Genomic DNA, 16,908 nt, shown 5'->3' with positions numbered 1-16,908 from the left:
GAATGACGAGACTACTGGCCGGGGCGGGATGTGAACGCCTAGACTTCGCCGATCTTCAGTTCAGGAATAGCCCGTGACCTCTATCTTCTGGTACGACTATGAAACCACTGGCATCAACCCCCGCTGCGACCGCCCGCTGCAAATGGCGGGGATTCGCACTGACTTCGATCTCAATGAAATAGACGAGCCGGTCAACCTTTACTGCCAGCCCAGTGAAGACATCCTGCCCCATCCAGCAGCTTGCGTGATCACTGGAATTACGCCCGGCCGACTGGCCGAGCAAGGCTTGAGCGAAGCCGATTTCATGACCCGGGTGCATGCCCAACTCGCTGCGCCCGGCACGTGTGGAGCGGGGTACAACACGTTGCGTTTCGATGACGAGATGACCCGTTACAGTCTTTACCGAAACTTTTTCGACCCTTATGCGCGCGAGTGGCAGGGCGGTAATAGCCGCTGGGACCTGATCGATGTGGTGCGTGCAGCGTATGCCTTGCGCCCTGACGGCATCGTTTGGCCGACGGACGACGAGGGGCGGATAACGCTCAAACTCGAACGCCTGACCACCGCCAATGGCATTGATCACGGAAATGCTCACGAAGCGCTATCGGACGTTCGCGCCACCATCGCCCTGGCGCGTCTGATCCGGGAAAAGCAGCCGAAGTTGTATGACTGGTTGTTTCAGTTGCGCGGCAAACAAAAGGTGATGGATCAGATTCGTCTGTTGCAGCCGATGGTGCACATATCCGGGCGCTTTTCGGCGGCGCGCAATTATGTCGGTGTGGTGCTGCCCTTGGCCTGGCACCCGCGCAACAAGAACGCCTTGATTGTCTGTGACCTGCACCTGGACCCTCAGGGTTTGCTCGATCTTGATGCCGACACCTTGCGCCAACGGCTGTATACCCGCCGCGATGACTTGGCCGAGGGCGAGTTGCCGGTGCCGCTCAAACTTATCCACATCAATAAATGCCCGGTGGTGGCGCCGTTGTCGGTACTTCGCTCTGAAGATCAGCAACGTTTGGGGCTGGATATGTCGCTCTACCAAGAGCGCGTGCTGCGGCTAAGTGACGCACAAACAGTTTGGCGAGATAAAGTTCAGGCGATTTATGCCAGCGAAGATTTCACCCCGAGCCAAGACCCTGAGCAGCAGTTATACGATGGTTTTATCGGTGATCGGGATCGGCGTCTTTGTGAGCAAGTCAGGTCTGCTGACCCGGCTCAATTAGCGCAACAACAATGGCCTTTCGATGATGAACGATTGCCTGAATTATTGTTTCGATATCGCGCACGCAACTTCCCCGATACGTTGAGTTTCGAAGAGCAAGAGCGCTGGCGAGTATTCTGTCAGCAACGTTTGTCAGCCCCCGAGTGGGGGGCGCCAAATACGCTGGAAACTTTTGTAGAGGCCGCAGCCCAATGGAGTATTACGGCTACATCGTTTCAGCGAGAGGTGCTGAATGAATGGCAGAATTATGTCCAGGCATTACGCAAACGTTTGAATCTTTGAAATCGAAAATGTTCGTGTGCTGAATCCCGGGCATAAAAAAACGCCAGCAGATGCTGGCGTTCTTTTTTGTCGCGGATGAGTCTGCGACAAGCGCTACGGCTTAGCCCAGCAGGGTAGCCCAGCCTTCAACCACGTCACCGCCCCACTTGGCTTTCCACTCTTTCAGAGTTTTGTGGTTGCCACCTTTGGTTTCGATGACTTCGCCGTTGTGCGGGTTTTTGTATTGTTTAACTTTGCGAGCACGCTTGGTGCCAGTAGTTTTTACTGCGCCGCCGCGTGGTGCTTTGGTTTTGGACTCTGGATCCAATAGCGCAATGATGTCACGCAGAGACTTGGAGTACTCGCCCATCAGGGTGCGCAGTTTGCCTTCGAATTCCAGCTCGGTTTGCAGTTTGTCGTCTTGGGACAGGTTCTTCAAACGGGCTTGCAGCTCTTTGATAGCTTCTTCGGTGGCGCGATATTCGTTGATCAAGGACATGAGGACTACCTTATGTTGGGGCGCTGGATGGCAGGTGACAGTGCGGCAATAATAGTCAGGGTGTTTCACCAAGTAAACATATAACCGGAGTTTTATTTAAATTAGTTACGGTGAATAGGCATAAATTGCCGGTGTAGTTAAATAGTGTGATGCAGTCATCACGAATATTCACAATTGAGCACTTGAAGATTGGCAACAGGAACACCATCGCGCGGGTTGCAGGTGCTGCCAGAACCTCTGCCGCTTACCTTTGTGTCGGGCCACACGTCATCAATACTGCAGTTTTGCTGCGCAATCGCTAGAATGGCCGCCTTTGCGAAGTTCTGGAGTTTGACCCTCATGCGCACTTTTCGGCTGGTGATTGCTTGCCCGGACCGCGTCGGCATCGTTGCTAAAGTCAGTAACTTTCTGGCGTCACATAACGGCTGGATCACTGAAGCGAGCCATCACTCGGACAATCTCAGTGGCTGGTTCTTCATGCGTCACGAAATTCGTGCCGATTCGCTGCCCTTTGGTATCGATGCCTTTCGCGAAGCGTTTGCACCGATTGCCGAAGAGTTCTCGATGAACTGGCGCATCACCGATACCGAGCAGAAAAAGCGCGTGGTACTGATGGCCAGTCGCGAGTCTCACTGCCTCGCCGACTTGCTGCATCGCTGGCACAGTGATGAGCTGGATTGCGAAATTTCCTGTGTGATTTCCAACCATGACGACTTGCGCAGCATGGTCGAGTGGCACGGGATTCCGTATTACCACGTACCGGTCAATCCGCAGGATAAAGAGCCGGCATTCGCCGAAGTCTCGCGCCTGGTCAAACAGCACGATGCCGAAGTGATCGTACTTGCCCGCTACATGCAAATCCTGCCGCCCGAGTTGTGCAGCGAATATGCCCACAAGGTCATCAACATTCACCACAGCTTCCTGCCGTCGTTCGTCGGTGCCAAGCCTTATCACCAGGCATCTTTGCGTGGCGTGAAGTTGATCGGCGCTACTTGCCACTACGTGACCGAAGAGCTGGATGCCGGTCCGATCATCGAACAGGACGTCGTTCGCGTCAGCCACAGTGACAGCATCGAAGACATGGTGCGTTTCGGTCGGGACGTCGAGAAGATGGTGCTGGCCCGTGGTCTGCGTTATCACCTGGAAGATCGGGTGCTGGTGCATGGCAACAAAACCGTCGTGTTCTGATAGCCATTCAACACAGTTGAAATTCGAAGGGCCTGGGCGTTCAATCGCTTCAGGCCCTTCGCCGTTTCTGCACTGAGGACATGACCATGGCCGACCCACTGGACAAAGCGACATCCAAGGCTCCCGCCACGTTGGGCGAGGGGTGTTTGAGTCGTTACGATCCGGATGACATGAACCCCGAAGACGGCACGGAGTTTCCCGGTGCGGCGGAGTTGTGGGAACAGTTGAATCCGGAGTCCGACGATAAAACCGGGGAGCCCTAAAAAGATCGCAGCCTGCGGCAACTCCTACGCCTGTTTGAACTTCATCAACTTCTTCAGCAGCGGCCGCCCGAGCATCAGCAAAAACACCGGGCCACCCACCACCAAGTAGAAGTAATAGGTCACCGCCCGCCAGATCAGAATCGCCGCCGCCGCGGTGGATTTCCCCACCATCGGCGCCAGCAGCGCCGCCGACGTCAACTCCGCCGCCCCGGCACCGCCCGGCAACAGGCTGAATTGCCCCGCGCTCAGTGAAAGCATCTGGATCAGAAAGCTCCAGGCCCACTGCAAATCCGCCCCGAGCCCACGCAACGCCAGATACAGCACGCTATAGCGCAAGATCCAATGCAGGCACGTCAGGGCAAACACCGTGATGAGTGTCTGAAAGGGCAGCTTCAGTGTGTCCGTGAACGCCGCCAGAAAGTGCAGGAGTTTTCGCGCCCAGCGCAGGCGCGTGGTGGCTTTGACATTCAGGCGGGCGAGCAACCGACCGCTCAGACGAATCAGTATTCGATGGTAGCGGGCGACCACCACGCAACTGAACAACCCGCCGAACATCGAAATGGCGCTGACGGTCAGCAGCCATTCCATACGTTGACTGAGGTGCTGGAACAACGCATAAATCAGGATCCCGCTCAGCGCGCAGAGAAAAAACAGCAAATCGCTCAGCTGATCCATGGCAAACACGGCGCTGCCCCTGGCTGGACGCACGCCATTGCGCGCCAACAACGCCATGATCGTCAGTGGGCCGCCGCTGCCGCCCGGTGTTGCGCAATAGGCGAATTCGGCGGCCATCACCACCCCGAGACTTTTTAGCGGACCCACCTTGTCACGCTGATCCCCGAGTAACAGGCGCAAGCGCATCGTGTTCAGCACCCAGCACAGCAGGATCATGCCGAACATGATCAGCAACCATGTCAGCGGAAAGCTTCGCAGCCGATACCAGGTTTCGTTACCGCCCAGCAGCGACGGAATCAGCACCGCAGCGAGCAGCGCGACGAGCAGCAGAATCCCGCGACTCATGCGGCGCGACCGATACGGTCGCTTTGCAGCGCCAGCCAGCGTGCCTTGGTCACCGGCACACGTCCCTCGTCGAGCAAGCGCTTGAGGGTTTGCAGCCAGTAAGTGCGCGAGAACTCGTGGCGCATATCGACCGGGTGCACGCCAAGACGAATCACTGGTGCTTGCTGCCAGCGTTGTTCGCGTTGATCGCTGACGAGCTTCGACAGCCCACGGCGCCAGGCACTGCGCGCACTCCAGACCAACCCTGGCGCATCAACCGCGCTGAAGTCCGGCAGACGATACAGATGCTGCGAATCGCTGGTGTAACTCAGGGGTAACTGGCGCAAGGCCTGGCGCGTCCCTTCGCTCATCAACCAGGCCGGGGCGACGAATCCCTCCAGCGGCCAGTGATAACGGTGGAACACTTCGATGCCGGCGCGCAGGCGGGCGAGGGCGGCGTCTTGAGACAGGCTGTAAAACTCGCCTTCGTGGGTGTATATCCGGCGCATGAACCAGTCTCGTGGCGTAGTGGGAGTGGGCGCTTCATCGCAATGAAAGTAACCGTGCAATGCGAGTTCGTCACCTCGGGCGATGCGACTGTCGAGCAAGCGTCGAAATCCCGGATGCTCTTCCAGATCGTTGTGCTTGTGGAAGTTCGGCACCACCAACCAGGTTATCGGCACCTCGCCCAAGGCGTCGACGGCGTCGACAAAGGGTTGATAATCGGCCCAGGTTTGCGGTGCGACGTCATGCAGCACGAGTAACAGGCTGGGCAGGTTCATGGGCTCAACCATTGGCCGTAAGGGGCCAGTGGCTGCCGAGCACGGCGTGATAGTGCCCCAGCAGGCTGTTGACCACCGTGTCCCAGGAGTAATGCCGCTCGGCATGGCTGCGGGCCTGTTTGCCCAAAACGACGCTGCCCGAACTGAACAGCTCGCGTACCGCGTTGGCCATCGCCAATGGATTATTCGGCGGGCAGAGCAGGCCGCATTGATCGGTGATGATCTCCTGAAAGGCCCCGGCCGCCACGGCCACCACCGGAATGCCACTGGCCATGGCTTCAAGAACTACCAGGCCAAAGGTTTCCTGATCACCAGCGTGCAGCAGCGCATCGGCGCTGGCCATCAATCGCGCCACGTGTGCCGCCGTACAGAACTCACCGATCACGGTAACGTTGTCGGGCACTGCGGCCGGCATCGACGAACCTACCAGCAGCAGGTGATAACGTCGGCCCAGGCATTTCATGCAGTCGAGCAGCACCGGCAGGTTTTTTTCCTTGGAGCCGCGCCCGGCGAAGATCAGCAAATGAGTGTTTTCATCAATGCCCAATTCGGCCCGCAGGCCCGTGTCTCGTGCCGTGGGATTGAAGGTTTGCAAGTCGACGCCCAGCGGTTGCACGAAAACATTCTTCACCCCCAGCCCGATCAGTTTGTCGGCCATGATCTGGCTGGGCGCCAGAACCCGATCGAAGTTGCCATAGAGCTTGCTGACATAGGCTTCGACGTTGGTGGTGACCCAGTTGCCCATGCGATTGCTGACCAGCAGCGGCAGGTCCGAATGATAAAAGCCGATCACCGGGACATCGAGCTGCCGCCGGGCGTCGAGGGCCGCCCATGCGGTGAGGTAGGGGTCGCCGACCTCGATCAGGTCGGGTTGTAAATCCTGTAGAACATTGCGCCATGGCGCGAGACGGAGGGGGAAACGATAACCCTTGCCGAAGGGCAGGGCGGGGGCCGGAACCGTGTAAACGCCATCCTGTTCACTGAAGTAAGCCCCTGGGATCAACAGACTGTGGCGAATGCCCGGCTTGATGCTCAGGCGACGGTGTTTTGCATCCAGATAAGTGCGCACGCCACCGCTGGCAGGAGCGTAGAACATGGTTATGTCAGCGATATGCACGATGAACATCCCTCCGGTCCGTTGTTCTCCCTTGGTTGACCTTTATGAAGGATAGATGTTCGGTTGGGGTTTTGTGGCGGGGTGTCGATCTCGCCCCCTCACCCTAACCCTCTCCCAGAGGTAGAGGGGACTGACCGAGTTGTTCTTTAGATATTCTGCGACCGGGGAAATCGAGTCGAACTCAGGAACCAGAAACCATGGAGATCGGCTCCCTTTCCCCTCTCCCCTCTGGGGCGGTCCGACGTTTCGGGAGGGCTGGGGTGAGGGGTGGATTTTGAAGTTTAAATACGGAAACTGCCAACCAACTGCTTCAACCGCGCCGCCTGCTGCTCAAGATCCGAACACGCCCGCAACGTCGCCTGCAGGTTTTCCACCCCTTCCTGATTCAGTGTGTTGATCTCGGTAATGTCGACGTTGATCGACTCCACCACCGCCGTCTGCTCCTCGGTCGCCGTCGCCACCGACTGGTTCATCCCGTCAATCTCGCCAATACGCAACGTCACGCTGTTCAAACGCTCGCCGGCCAGGTTGGCGATTTCGACGCTGTCCTGACTGTGGCGCTGGCTGTCGCTCATGGTGCTGACGGATTCGCGGGCGCCGACTTGCAGCTCCTCGATCATGGTCTGCACCTGTTGCGCCGACTCCTGAGTGCGGTGCGCCAGGTTGCGCACTTCGTCGGCCACCACGGCAAAACCACGTCCGGCTTCACCGGCGCGCGCCGCTTCGATGGCCGCGTTGAGCGCCAGCAAGTTGGTTTGCTGGGAGATGCTGGTGATCACTTCGAGAATCTGCCCGATGTTCACGGTTTTGCTGTTCAGCGATTCGATGTTGGTGCTCGAGGCGCTAAGCATGCTCGACAGTTGATTCATCGCGACAATGCTGCGATCTACCACTTGCTGGCCATCTTCGGCCAGGCTGCGGGCATCGCTGGCCTGACTCGATGCTTGCGCTGCATTGCGGGCGATTTCCTGAGCGGCGGCGCCGAGCTGATTGATCGCCGCGGCCACGCTGCTGGTACGCGAAGCCTGTTGGTCGGAGTTGAACATCGACGAGTTCGAGGCGGCCACGACACGCAGAGCCACTTCGTTGACTTGCCCGGTGGCCGACGACACTTCGCGGATCGAACCGTGAATGCGTTCCACGAAGCGGTTGAACGCGGTACCGAGGACACCGAATTCATCGTTGTTCACGATGGTCAGGCGTTTGGTCAGGTCGCCTTCGCCGTCGGCGATGTCTGCCATGGCGCGGGTCATGACGTGCAGCGGCTGGATCAGGATGCGGATCAGCATACCCAGCAGAGCGATGATGATGGCCACGGCAATGACCGTTGCAACGAGCGCCGAGGCGCGGAATTCGCTGAGCTTGGAGAAGGCTTTGTCCTTGTCCACCGACAGCCCGATGTACCAGTTGACTGAGGACAGCCCTTTGATCGGTGTAAAGGTCACGATGCGAGTCTTGCCGTCGACGTCTACTTCACTGAAGTCGCTGCTGATGCGCGGGGTGTTTTTCGGGTACGCCTCGCTCAAGGACTTCATCACCAGCGCTTTGTCCGGGTGAACCAGGATTTTGCCGTCGGCACCGACCAGGAACGCATAGCCCATGCCGTCGAAGTCCAGTGCGTTGAGGCTGTCGGTGATCACCTGCAAGCTCAAGTCACCACCGACCACGCCGATGTTTTGACCGTCCTTGAGTACGCTATTAACAATGGAAATCACCAACTGGCCAGAAGCCAGGTCGATGTAGGGTTCGGTCAGGGCAGAACCGCTGGTGCTTTGCGCGCTCTTGTACCAGGGGCGGGCACGAGGGTCATAACCGTCGGGCATCTTGCTGTCCGGGCGGATGATGAAGGTGCCATCTTTGTTGCCCAGGTAGGCGCCCATAAAGGTCGACGACACGGCCTTCTGTTCCAGCAGGTTGGAGACATTGGCTATATCTGCGTTCAAGGCAACGGTTTGCGACAGGTTTTCGATCAGCAGGCTGCGGCCGGCCAGCCAGGTTTGAATGTTTTTTGCGGTGACGCTGCCCATTTCCTGCAAGTAGTTGTCCAGATCGCGGCGTATCGCATTGCGCTGCAAATAGTCGTTGTACAGCGTGAACGAGGCGAAGGCGGCAATCACGATGAGGGCGGCGGCAAGCAGGATTTTATGGCTGAAGCGCAGATTTTTGTTCATGGCTCGAGGGGTCCGCTAAGGTCTTATTGTTCGGGGCGCGTTGCTGTTAATGCGCGCAAAATGAGTGCGCAATGGAGCGAGTCGGTAATTCCTGCTCTCCATAGGGGAATGTCGGACCTTGCTTTCAATTGGGTCTCTCGCTTATTCCTATCGGCCGTGAAGGATCAAAGATTAACCATGGGTGACAAAATGCCTGACTCATTACAACTCGTTATCGGTGCCGATCTCGCCGGGCAGCCCGTTGCCCAGGCCATGCGTCTGGCGAACCGTCATGGTTTGGTCGCGGGCGCAACCGGGACGGGCAAAACCGTCACCTTGCAACGGATGGCCGAAGCCTTCAGCGATGCCGGTGTGGCGGTGTTTGCCGCCGATATCAAGGGTGATCTGTGTGGTCTGGGCGCCGCCGGCAACCCTCAAGGCAAAATCGCCGAGCGGATCGCCGGGATGCCTTGGCTGAATCACAAGCCTCAAGCGTATCCGGTAACCCTGTGGGACATTCACGGTCAGTCCGGTCATCCGTTGCGCACAACCTTGAGCGAAATGGGGCCGTTGTTGATTGGCAGCCTGCTGGAGCTGACCGACAGTCAACAGTCGGCGCTGTACGCCGCGTTCAAGGTGGCGGACCGTGAAGGGCTGTTGCTGCTGGACCTCAAGGACCTGAAGGCACTGCTCAATCACCTGCGTGACAACCCCGAATTGCTCGGTGACGACGCCGCGCTGATGACCACCGGTTCCAGTCAGGCGCTGTTGCGGCGTCTGGCGACCCTGGAACAGCAGGGCGCCGAAGCGCTGTTCGGTGAGCCGGCGCTGCAACTCGAAGACATTCTGCAGCCGACCGCCGAGGGCCGCGGGCGCATTCACTTGCTTGATGCCAGCCGTCTGGTGCACGAAGCGCCGAAGGTCTACGCAACGTTCCTGTTGTGGCTGCTGGCCGAACTGTTCGAGCAACTGCCGGAGCGTGGCGATGCGGACAAACCGCTGCTGGCGTTGTTTTTCGACGAAGCGCATTTATTGTTCGCCGGTACGCCAAAGGCGTTGCAGGATCGTCTTGAGCAAGTGGTGCGGTTGATTCGCTCGAAAGGCGTTGGCGTGTATTTCGTCACCCAATCGCCGGGCGACTTGCCGGATGACGTGCTGGCTCAGCTCGGTTTACGCATTCAGCATGGCTTGCGCGCGTTCACCGCCAAGGAGCAGAAATCCCTGCGAGCGGTGGCCGAAGGCTTCCGGCCGAACCCGGCGTTCGATGCCTTGTCGGTGCTGACTGAGCTTGGGATTGGCGAGGCGCTGGTCGGCACGTTGCAGGACAAGGGCACGCCGGAGATCGTCCAGCGGGTGTTGGTGGCGCCGCCGCAATCGCGGATCGGGCCATTGAGCGAGACTGAGCGCACAGCGCTGATCTCGGGGTCGCCATTGAAGGGGCGGTATGACAAACCCGTTGATCGCGAATCGGCTTATGAAGTGTTGATGGGGCGCAAAGGGTTGGCGCCAGAGCCTGACGCTGCAGCGGGCAAACCGGCAGCCGAAGAGCCAAGCTTCACCGACAAAGCGGGGGAATTCCTCGGTACCGCGGCGGGGCAGGCACTGAAATCAGCGATGCGCCAGGCAGCCAATCAATTGGGCCGACAGTTGGTACGCGGTCTAATGGGCTCGTTGCTCGGAGGCAGCAAACGCCGCTAAAAGCAAAAGATCGCAGCCTTCGGCAGCTCCTACATTGGGATGGCGTACACCCTGTAGGAGCTGCCGCAGGCTGCGATCTTTTGATCTTGCCGTTAAACCTTGGGTTTGGCGTGAGCCGCCAGCCGTTCCAGCGCCGCCCGCAGATTCGGATCGCTGATCCCGTCGGCTGTGGCCTGAATGGTCGCGCCTGCATCGGTCGACAAGCTGATGGTATGGCCAGCCGCCCCTTGCTGAACCGTGGGCGGTTGAACCTTGAACAGAATCCGCGTCAGGCTGGCGAACTCGTCGAACATCTGTAACTGCCGTTGCAGACGCTTTTGCTGATAGCGCAAGCGGGTTGCCCAATGACCGTCGGTCACTATCAGCAACAAACTGCCTTCGCGCCACGACGCCACATGGCAATGCTCGCGGGCGGCGGGCTGCAATTGGCTTTCCAGCAGACGTTGTAAATGACCCAGGCGTTGAGCGTGGCCGAAGATGGCTTTCAGCGGTTTGGCTTCGCGAAGCAGGACGGCGGGTGCTCTGGCCGTAAGAGGGCGAAATGCCATGATCAGACACCTGAAGTAACAGAGCCGCCATGGTAGCAGAAAGCACCGGATGCACCCGAGCCATTGCTTTGCGAGCGCTTTACCCATTAAATCAACAAGTAACTTCTGCCGTGAATGGCTTGAAGTTCAGCCAAAAGCCCTTATTTTAAGTGAGCCCCGTTACAACGCTGTGCCAGCATCGTGGAACAACGCCACTTTCCTCACCATCGTTTCCGGGTAGAATGCTCGTTCGCATGCGGCCATGAGGGCTGCTCGGGCGACTCACGGGGCCGCCCTCCATCCCTTTAGTGTGGAAGATCCTGCCGATATGTTTGCGCCTTTGTTAAAGAAACTTTTTGGAAGCAAGAACGAGCGTGAAGTCAAACGCATGCTCAAGACGGTGCAACTCGTCAATGCCTTCGAAGAGCAAATGGTGGCCCTTTCGGACGATCAATTGCGTGCCAAGACAGATGAGTTCAAGGCCCGCATCGCCAAAGGGGAAACCCTCGACAAGCTGCTGCCAGAAGCCTTTGCGGTCGCCCGCGAAGCCGGTAAGCGCGTCATGGGTATGCGCCACTTCGATGTCCAGCTGATCGGCGGCATGACCTTGCATGAAGGTCAGATCGCGGAAATGCGTACCGGTGAAGGCAAGACCCTGGTGGCAACACTGGGCGTTTACCTCAACGCACTGTCCGGCAAGGGCGTGCACGTTGTGACGGTGAACGACTACCTGGCCCGTCGTGACGCCAACTGGATGCGTCCGCTCTACGAATTCCTCGGAATGTCGGTCGGTGTTGTCACGCCGTTCCAGCCGCCGGAAGAGAAACGTCTGGCTTACGCTGCCGACATTACCTACGGCACCAACAACGAATTCGGTTTCGACTACCTGCGCGACAACATGGCGTTCAGCATGGAAGAAAAATTCCAGCGCGAACTCAATTTTGCCGTGATCGACGAAGTCGACTCCATCCTCATCGACGAAGCCCGTACCCCGCTGATCATTTCCGGTCAGGCCGAGGACAGCTCCAAGCTGTACATCGAGATCAACAAACTGATCCCGCAGCTTGAGTTGCACATCGAAGAAGTGGAAGGCGAAGTCACCAAGGCCGGCCACTACACCGTCGACGAGAAGACCCGTCAGGTTGAGCTCAACGAAGCCGGTCACCAGTTTATCGAAGACATGCTGACCCGCGTTGGCCTGCTGGCTGAAGGCGAGAGCCTGTACTCGGCGCACAACCTTGGTCTGCTGACTCACGTTTATGCCGGTCTGCGCGCTCATAAACTGTTCAATCGCAACATCGAATACATCGTGCAGGATGGCCAGGTCGTTCTGGTCGACGAACACACCGGTCGTACCATGCCGGGTCGCCGTCTGTCCGAAGGCCTGCACCAGGCTATCGAAGCCAAGGAAAACCTGAACATTCAGGCCGAAAGCCAGACCCTGGCCTCGACCACGTTCCAGAACTACTTCCGTCTGTACAACAAGCTGTCCGGCATGACCGGTACCGCTGACACCGAAGCGTTCGAATTCCACCAGATCTACGGTCTGTCGGTGATGGTTATCCCACCGAACAAACCGCTGGCGCGTAAAGACTACAACGACCTGGTGTTCCTGACCGCCGAAGAGAAATACGCGGCGATCATCAATGACATCAAGGAATGCATGACCCAGGGCCGTCCGGTGCTGGTGGGTACTGCAACCATCGAAACTTCCGAGCACATGTCTGCGCTGCTGCAGAAGGAAGGCATCGAACACAAGGTTCTGAACGCCAAGTTCCACGAAAAAGAAGCCGAGATCATTGCCCAGGCCGGTCGCCCAGGCGCACTGACCATCGCCACCAACATGGCCGGTCGTGGTACCGACATCCTGTTGGGCGGTAACTGGGAAGTTGAAGTGGCCACCCTGGAAGACCCGACCCCTGAGCAGATTGCCCAGATCAAGGCCGACTGGCAGAAACGTCACCAGCAAGTGCTCGAATCGGGCGGTTTGCAGGTGATTGCTTCCGAGCGTCACGAATCGCGCCGTATCGACAACCAGCTGCGTGGTCGTGCCGGTCGTCAGGGTGACGCCGGTTCCAGCCGTTTCTACCTGTCGCTGGAAGACAGCCTGATGCGCATCTTCGCCTCTGATCGGGTGAAGAACTTCATGAAGGCCCTGGGCATGCAGCCTGGTGAAGCGATCGAGCACCGCATGGTGACCAACGCCATCGAGAAGGCTCAGCGCAAGGTTGAAGGCCGCAACTTCGACATTCGTAAGCAACTGCTCGAGTTCGACGACGTCAACAACGAACAACGTAAAGTGATCTATCACATGCGTAACACGTTGTTGGCCGCTGACAACATTGGCGAAACCATCGCCGATTTCCGTCAGGACGTGCTCAACGCCACCGTCAGCGCGCACATTCCACCGCAATCGCTGCCTGAGCAGTGGGACGTGGTCGGTCTGGAAGCCGCGTTGCAGAGCGACTTCGGTGTGGCGCTGCCGATCCAGCAATGGCTCGACGAAGACGATCACCTGTACGAAGAAACCCTGCGCGAGAAGCTGATGCAAGAGCTGATCGCGGCGTACAACGAGAAAGAAGACCAGGCGGGCGCCGAAGCGCTGCGCAGCTTCGAGAAACAAATCGTACTGCGCGTGCTGGACGACCTGTGGAAAGACCACCTGTCGACCATGGACCACCTGCGTCACGGCATTCACTTGCGTGGCTATGCCCAGAAGAACCCAAAGCAAGAGTACAAGCGCGAGTCGTTCACGTTGTTCTCCGAGCTGCTGGATTCGATCAAGCGCGACTCGATCCGTGTGCTGTCCCACGTTCAGGTTCGCCGCGAAGACCCGGAAGCAGAAGAACAACGTCTGCGTCAGGAAGCCGAAGCGCTGGCTGCACGCATGCAGTTCCATCACGAAGAAGCACCGGGGCTTGAGCAACCGGAACTGCTGGGTGAAGAGGTCGATGTCGCCCTTGCCATCGCGCCGGTACGCAACGAACAGAAGCTGGGCCGCAACGAACTTTGCTACTGCGGTTCGGGCAAGAAGTTCAAGCATTGCCACGGGCAGATCCAGTAAAACCCGTTTCATACGCTGAAATACCCGCGCCGCGACCGGCTTATGCCGTCGCGGCGTTTTGCCATTTAAACCACCGTTCTTCCTGAAAGCGGTGCTGACATCATTTATTAAGGAGCGCATTCATGGCTGTTGGTCTTGGTCCTTTGCCAACGTTGCACCCGGTTGCCGGTTTTGAACTCGGTATCGCCTCGGCTGGCATCAAGCGCCCGGGGCGCAAGGATGTTGTGGTCATGCGCTGTGCCGAAGGCTCCACGGTCGCTGGCGTGTTCACCCTGAACGCTTTTTGCGCGGCTCCCGTGATCCTGGCCAAGCAGCGTGTGCAAGGTCCGGTGCGTTACCTGTTGACCAATACCGGCAATGCCAACGCCGGCACTGGCGAACCGGGCCTTGCCGCCGCCGAGCGTACGTGCGCCAAACTGGCTGAGCTGACCGGCGTCGACGCCAGCCTGGTGCTGCCGTACTCCACCGGTGTGATCGGCGAGCCGCTGCCGGTCGAGAAAATCGAAGGGGCTCTGCAAGCCGCCCTCGACGACCTGTCGGTCAACAACTGGGAAGCTGCCGCCACCGGCATCATGACCACCGACACCCTGCCAAAAGGTGCCAGCCGCCAGTTCCAGCATGACGGCGTGACCATCACCGTCACCGGTATCAGCAAAGGCGCGGGCATGATCCGCCCGAACATGGCAACCATGCTCGGCTACATCGCCACCGACGCCAAAGTCTCCCGCGACGTGCTGCAAAACCTGCTGCTGGACGGTGCCAACAAGTCGTTCAACCGCATCACCATCGACGGCGACACCTCGACCAACGACTGCTGCATGCTGATCGCCACCGGTCAGGCTGCACTGCCGGAAATCACCCGCGCCGAAGGCGAGTTGTTCGCCAAGTTGAAGCAAGCGGTGTTTGAAGTGTGCATGGACGTGGCCCAGGCCATCGTTCGTGACGGCGAAGGCGCGACCAAGTTCGTGACCGTTGAAGTCAACGGCGGCGGCAATCACCAGGAATGCCTGGACGTCGGTTATACCGTGGCCCACTCGCCGCTGATCAAGACCGCACTGTTCGCCTCCGACCCGAACTGGGGCCGCATTCTGGCCGCCGTCGGCCGTGCCGGCGTACCGAACCTGGACGTGAGCAAAATCGACGTGTTCCTCGGTGAAGTGTGTATCGCCAGCCGTGGCGCTCGTGCATCGACCTACACCGAAGCCCAGGGCGCGGCCGTGATGCAGCAGGAAGAAATCACGATCCGTATCGAGCTGGGTCGCGGTGATTGCAGCGAAACCATCTGGACCACCGACCTGTCCCACGAATACGTGAAAATCAACGCCGAATACCGCACGTAACCAACGTCAGGACCGAGTTGCTCCCTTCGCGAGCAAGCCCGCTCCCACATTTGATCGCATTTCTACTGGAAGGACTCGGTCAAATGTGGGAGCGGCGGTGCGACGATTCGACTTGCTCGCGAAGGCGGTCGACCAGACACTAAAGATTCTGGCCCATACCCCTATCAAAAGGTCCCGAACATGAGCTTGCACCTGATCATCGGCGACAAACTGATTTCCTCCTGGTCGCTGCGCGGCGCGTTGGCTCTCGACCTGGCTGGCGTTCCTTACACCGAAGAACTGATCAAGCTGAACCAGCCGGATACGCGTGAGCGTCTGCTCAAGCACTCGCCGACCGGCAAAGTCCCGCTGTTGAAAACCGAACACGGCACCATCGCCGACTCCCTGGCGATTGCCGAGTATCTGGCAGAGCAGTTCCCCGACGCCGGCCTCTGGCCCAAAGACACCGCCGCCCGCGCCCAGGCCCGTTCGGCGTGCGCGCAGATGCACAGCGGTTTTTTCGCCATGCGCGGCAACATGCCATTCGACCTGAGCCACGACGCTGCGCTGTCGCCAGCACCGGCTGACGTCCAGGCCGACATCGAGCGGATGTTGGCGTTGTGGGCCGAGTGCCGCGCCGCCGCCACTGAAACCGGTCCGTTCCTGTTCGGCGGCGCGACCCTGGCCGATGCTTTCTTCGCACCGATCGCCGTGCGCCTGCGCACCTATCAGGTGAGGCTGCCCGCAGCGGACGCGGCCTACGTCGAAACCCTCTACCAATGGCCAGCCTTCAAGGCGTGGCAGAAGGCGGGTCTGGAGGAGGTCGGGCAGTGAAGCGAGTACACGTAGCCGCCGCAGTCATCCGCGATGGCAGTGGCAAAATCCTCATCGCACGCCGTGCCGACACCCAACATCAGGGTGGCCTGTGGGAGTTTCCCGGTGGCAAGGTCGAGGCCGACGAATCCGTTGAAACCGCCCTCGCTCGCGAGCTCCATGAAGAGTTGGGCATCGTGGTCAACGCGGCTCGCCCGCTGATCAAGGTCCGACACGATTACCCGGACAAGCAAGTGTTGCTGGACGTTTGGGAAGTGTCGGCCTTTACCGGCGAACCGCACGGCGCCGAAGGCCAGCCGTTGGAATGGGTCGCACCCCGCGATCTGCTGAACTACGAGTTCCCGGCGGCCAACCAGCCGATTGTCGCGGCTGCACGGTTACCCGCGCAGTATTTGATTACCCCGGAAGACCTGGAAACCCCGGCTTTGCTGCGCGGTATTCAAAAAGCCATTGCCGGCGGCATCAAGCTGATCCAGTTGCGGGCACCCAACGGCTACGATCCGAAGTACCGCGATCTGGCGGTGGACGCGGCGGGGCTGTGTGCCGGCAAGGCGCAGTTGATGATCAAGGGGCCGTTCGAGTGGCTGGGAGATTTCCCGTCCGCCGGTTGGCACATCACCTCCGCGCAACTGCGCAAGCACGCGGCGGCTGGCCGCCCGTTACCGGCGTCGCGCTGGCTGGCGGCGTCCTGCCATAACGCTGAAGAGCTGGCGTTGGCCGAACAGATGGGGGTGGATTTTGTGACCCTGTCACCGGTGCAACCGACCTTGACTCATCCGGGGGCTCAGCCGCTGGGTTGGGAACAGGCTCGCGCGTTGATCGAAGGTTTCAGCAAACCGGTGTTCCTGCTCGGTGGTGTTGGCCCGGCAGATCTTCAGAAAGCCTGGGAAGCAGGCGCACAGGGTGCTGCGGGGATTCGGGCGTTTTGGCCTGAAGCCTGATTCTGCAGTGAAGTCGCTGGCCCCTTCGCGAGCAAGCCCGCTCC

At 59.1% G+C, this 16,908-nt stretch carries 14 protein-coding genes and 1 pseudogene; 8 read left to right on the top strand and 7 right to left on the bottom strand.

The features are described from left to right. The first annotated feature begins 73 nt into the window (after positions 1 to 73). On the top strand, positions 74 to 1,504 hold the full coding sequence (gene sbcB, locus ACYZTZ_RS21825) for an exodeoxyribonuclease I (RefSeq protein ID WP_461999676.1): 1,431 nt from the start codon (positions 74 to 76) through the stop codon (positions 1,502 to 1,504). A gap of 100 nt (positions 1,505 to 1,604) precedes the next feature. Here the strand turns inward: sbcB and mvaT are convergent, their stop codons facing one another. Continuing rightward, positions 1,605 to 1,982, bottom strand: a complete 378-nt coding sequence (gene mvaT / locus ACYZTZ_RS21820) for a histone-like nucleoid-structuring protein MvaT (protein ID WP_007933316.1) — start codon at positions 1,980 to 1,982, stop codon at positions 1,605 to 1,607. Positions 1,983 to 2,321: 339 nt separating this feature from the next. Here mvaT and purU point away from each other — a divergent pair, with 339 nt between their 5' ends. Together purU and ACYZTZ_RS21810 are read left to right on the top strand one after the other, a co-directional pair. Further along, entirely contained in the window at positions 2,322 to 3,170 is an 849-nt protein-coding gene (purU, locus tag ACYZTZ_RS21815) for a formyltetrahydrofolate deformylase (protein ID WP_056741382.1), read from the top strand. A gap of 86 nt (positions 3,171 to 3,256) precedes the next feature. Then, positions 3,257 to 3,433 carry a hypothetical protein gene (locus ACYZTZ_RS21810; RefSeq protein WP_461999675.1) on the top strand — a complete coding sequence of 59 codons (177 nt, stop codon included), beginning with the start codon at positions 3,257 to 3,259 and terminating at the stop codon, positions 3,431 to 3,433. 24 nt (positions 3,434 to 3,457) lie between these two features. Here ACYZTZ_RS21810 and ACYZTZ_RS21805 read toward each other — a convergent pair whose 3' ends face one another. The 5 genes and pseudogenes from ACYZTZ_RS21805 to ACYZTZ_RS21785 form a co-directional block, all read right to left on the bottom strand. Further along, positions 3,458 to 4,453, bottom strand: coding sequence for a lysylphosphatidylglycerol synthase transmembrane domain-containing protein (locus ACYZTZ_RS21805; protein WP_461999674.1), 996 nt, complete (start codon positions 4,451 to 4,453; stop codon positions 3,458 to 3,460). Then, positions 4,450 to 5,226 carry a DUF2334 domain-containing protein gene (locus ACYZTZ_RS21800; RefSeq protein ID WP_461999673.1) on the bottom strand — a complete coding sequence of 259 codons (777 nt, stop codon included), beginning with the start codon at positions 5,224 to 5,226 and terminating at the stop codon, positions 4,450 to 4,452. The genes ACYZTZ_RS21805 and ACYZTZ_RS21800 overlap by 4 nt, the downstream gene beginning before the upstream one ends. Continuing rightward, complete coding sequence (locus tag ACYZTZ_RS21795; RefSeq protein WP_461999672.1) at positions 5,219 to 6,340, bottom strand: glycosyltransferase family 4 protein; 1,122 nt, start codon at positions 6,338 to 6,340, stop codon at positions 5,219 to 5,221. Before ACYZTZ_RS21795 ends, ACYZTZ_RS21800 begins: the two co-directional genes overlap by 8 nt. Before the next feature lie 272 nt (positions 6,341 to 6,612). Then, positions 6,613 to 7,377, bottom strand: a complete 765-nt coding sequence (locus ACYZTZ_RS21790; protein ID WP_443216968.1) for a methyl-accepting chemotaxis protein — start codon at positions 7,375 to 7,377, stop codon at positions 6,613 to 6,615. A gap of 93 nt (positions 7,378 to 7,470) precedes the next feature. Further along, positions 7,471 to 8,502: pseudogene (locus ACYZTZ_RS21785) on the bottom strand (HAMP domain-containing protein); the annotation flags it as partial. 189 nt (positions 8,503 to 8,691) lie between these two features. On the opposite strand from ACYZTZ_RS21785, the gene ACYZTZ_RS21780 reads away from it, so the two are divergent. Continuing rightward, positions 8,692 to 10,179 carry a helicase HerA-like domain-containing protein gene (locus tag ACYZTZ_RS21780; protein WP_461999671.1) on the top strand — a complete coding sequence of 496 codons (1,488 nt, stop codon included), beginning with the start codon at positions 8,692 to 8,694 and terminating at the stop codon, positions 10,177 to 10,179. Between the two features lie 92 nt (positions 10,180 to 10,271). Here the strand turns inward: ACYZTZ_RS21780 and ACYZTZ_RS21775 are convergent, their stop codons facing one another. Continuing rightward, complete coding sequence (locus ACYZTZ_RS21775; RefSeq protein ID WP_007945864.1) at positions 10,272 to 10,727, bottom strand: DUF721 domain-containing protein; 456 nt, start codon at positions 10,725 to 10,727, stop codon at positions 10,272 to 10,274. A 307-nt stretch (positions 10,728 to 11,034) separates the two neighbouring features. On the opposite strand from ACYZTZ_RS21775, the gene secA reads away from it, so the two are divergent. The 4 genes from secA (at position 11,035) to ACYZTZ_RS21755 (ending at position 16,864) form a co-directional block, all read left to right on the top strand. Next, positions 11,035 to 13,770, top strand: a complete 2,736-nt coding sequence (gene secA / locus ACYZTZ_RS21770; protein ID WP_461999670.1) for a preprotein translocase subunit SecA — start codon at positions 11,035 to 11,037, stop codon at positions 13,768 to 13,770. A gap of 122 nt (positions 13,771 to 13,892) precedes the next feature. After that, complete coding sequence (gene argJ, locus ACYZTZ_RS21765) at positions 13,893 to 15,110, top strand: bifunctional glutamate N-acetyltransferase/amino-acid acetyltransferase ArgJ (protein ID WP_095132706.1); 1,218 nt, start codon at positions 13,893 to 13,895, stop codon at positions 15,108 to 15,110. 180 nt (positions 15,111 to 15,290) lie between these two features. Beyond that, positions 15,291 to 15,923, top strand: coding sequence for a glutathione S-transferase family protein (locus ACYZTZ_RS21760; RefSeq protein ID WP_461999669.1), 633 nt, complete (start codon positions 15,291 to 15,293; stop codon positions 15,921 to 15,923). Then, positions 15,920 to 16,864: a Nudix family hydrolase gene (locus tag ACYZTZ_RS21755; protein WP_461999668.1), complete on the top strand. Its 945-nt coding sequence runs from the start codon at positions 15,920 to 15,922 to the stop codon at positions 16,862 to 16,864. The genes ACYZTZ_RS21760 and ACYZTZ_RS21755 overlap by 4 nt, the downstream gene beginning before the upstream one ends. Positions 16,865 to 16,908: the final 44 nt, after the last annotated feature.

This window comes from Pseudomonas sp. LB3P58, assembly GCF_054897895.1.
This window is presented reverse-complemented; position numbering and strand designations above follow the sequence as displayed.

Excerpts from the sequence above, each read along its gene's own strand:
- mvaT (WP_007933316.1), bottom strand. The coding sequence starts at position 1,982 with ATGTCCTTGATCAACGAATATCGCGCCACCGAAGAAGCTATCAAAGAG.
- purU (WP_056741382.1), top strand. The coding sequence starts at position 2,322 with ATGCGCACTTTTCGGCTGGTGATTGCTTGCCCGGACCGCGTCGGCATC.
- ACYZTZ_RS21810 (WP_461999675.1), top strand. The coding sequence starts at position 3,257 with ATGGCCGACCCACTGGACAAAGCGACATCCAAGGCTCCCGCCACGTTG.
- ACYZTZ_RS21805 (WP_461999674.1), bottom strand. The coding sequence starts at position 4,453 with ATGAGTCGCGGGATTCTGCTGCTCGTCGCGCTGCTCGCTGCGGTGCTG.
- ACYZTZ_RS21800 (WP_461999673.1), bottom strand. The coding sequence starts at position 5,226 with ATGGTTGAGCCCATGAACCTGCCCAGCCTGTTACTCGTGCTGCATGAC.
- ACYZTZ_RS21795 (WP_461999672.1), bottom strand. The coding sequence starts at position 6,340 with ATGTTCATCGTGCATATCGCTGACATAACCATGTTCTACGCTCCTGCC.
- ACYZTZ_RS21790 (WP_443216968.1), bottom strand. The coding sequence starts at position 7,377 with ATGTTCAACTCCGACCAACAGGCTTCGCGTACCAGCAGCGTGGCCGCG.
- ACYZTZ_RS21780 (WP_461999671.1), top strand. The coding sequence starts at position 8,692 with ATGCCTGACTCATTACAACTCGTTATCGGTGCCGATCTCGCCGGGCAG.
- ACYZTZ_RS21775 (WP_007945864.1), bottom strand. The coding sequence starts at position 10,727 with ATGGCATTTCGCCCTCTTACGGCCAGAGCACCCGCCGTCCTGCTTCGC.
- secA (WP_461999670.1), top strand. The coding sequence starts at position 11,035 with ATGTTTGCGCCTTTGTTAAAGAAACTTTTTGGAAGCAAGAACGAGCGT.
- argJ (WP_095132706.1), top strand. The coding sequence starts at position 13,893 with ATGGCTGTTGGTCTTGGTCCTTTGCCAACGTTGCACCCGGTTGCCGGT.
- ACYZTZ_RS21760 (WP_461999669.1), top strand. The coding sequence starts at position 15,291 with ATGAGCTTGCACCTGATCATCGGCGACAAACTGATTTCCTCCTGGTCG.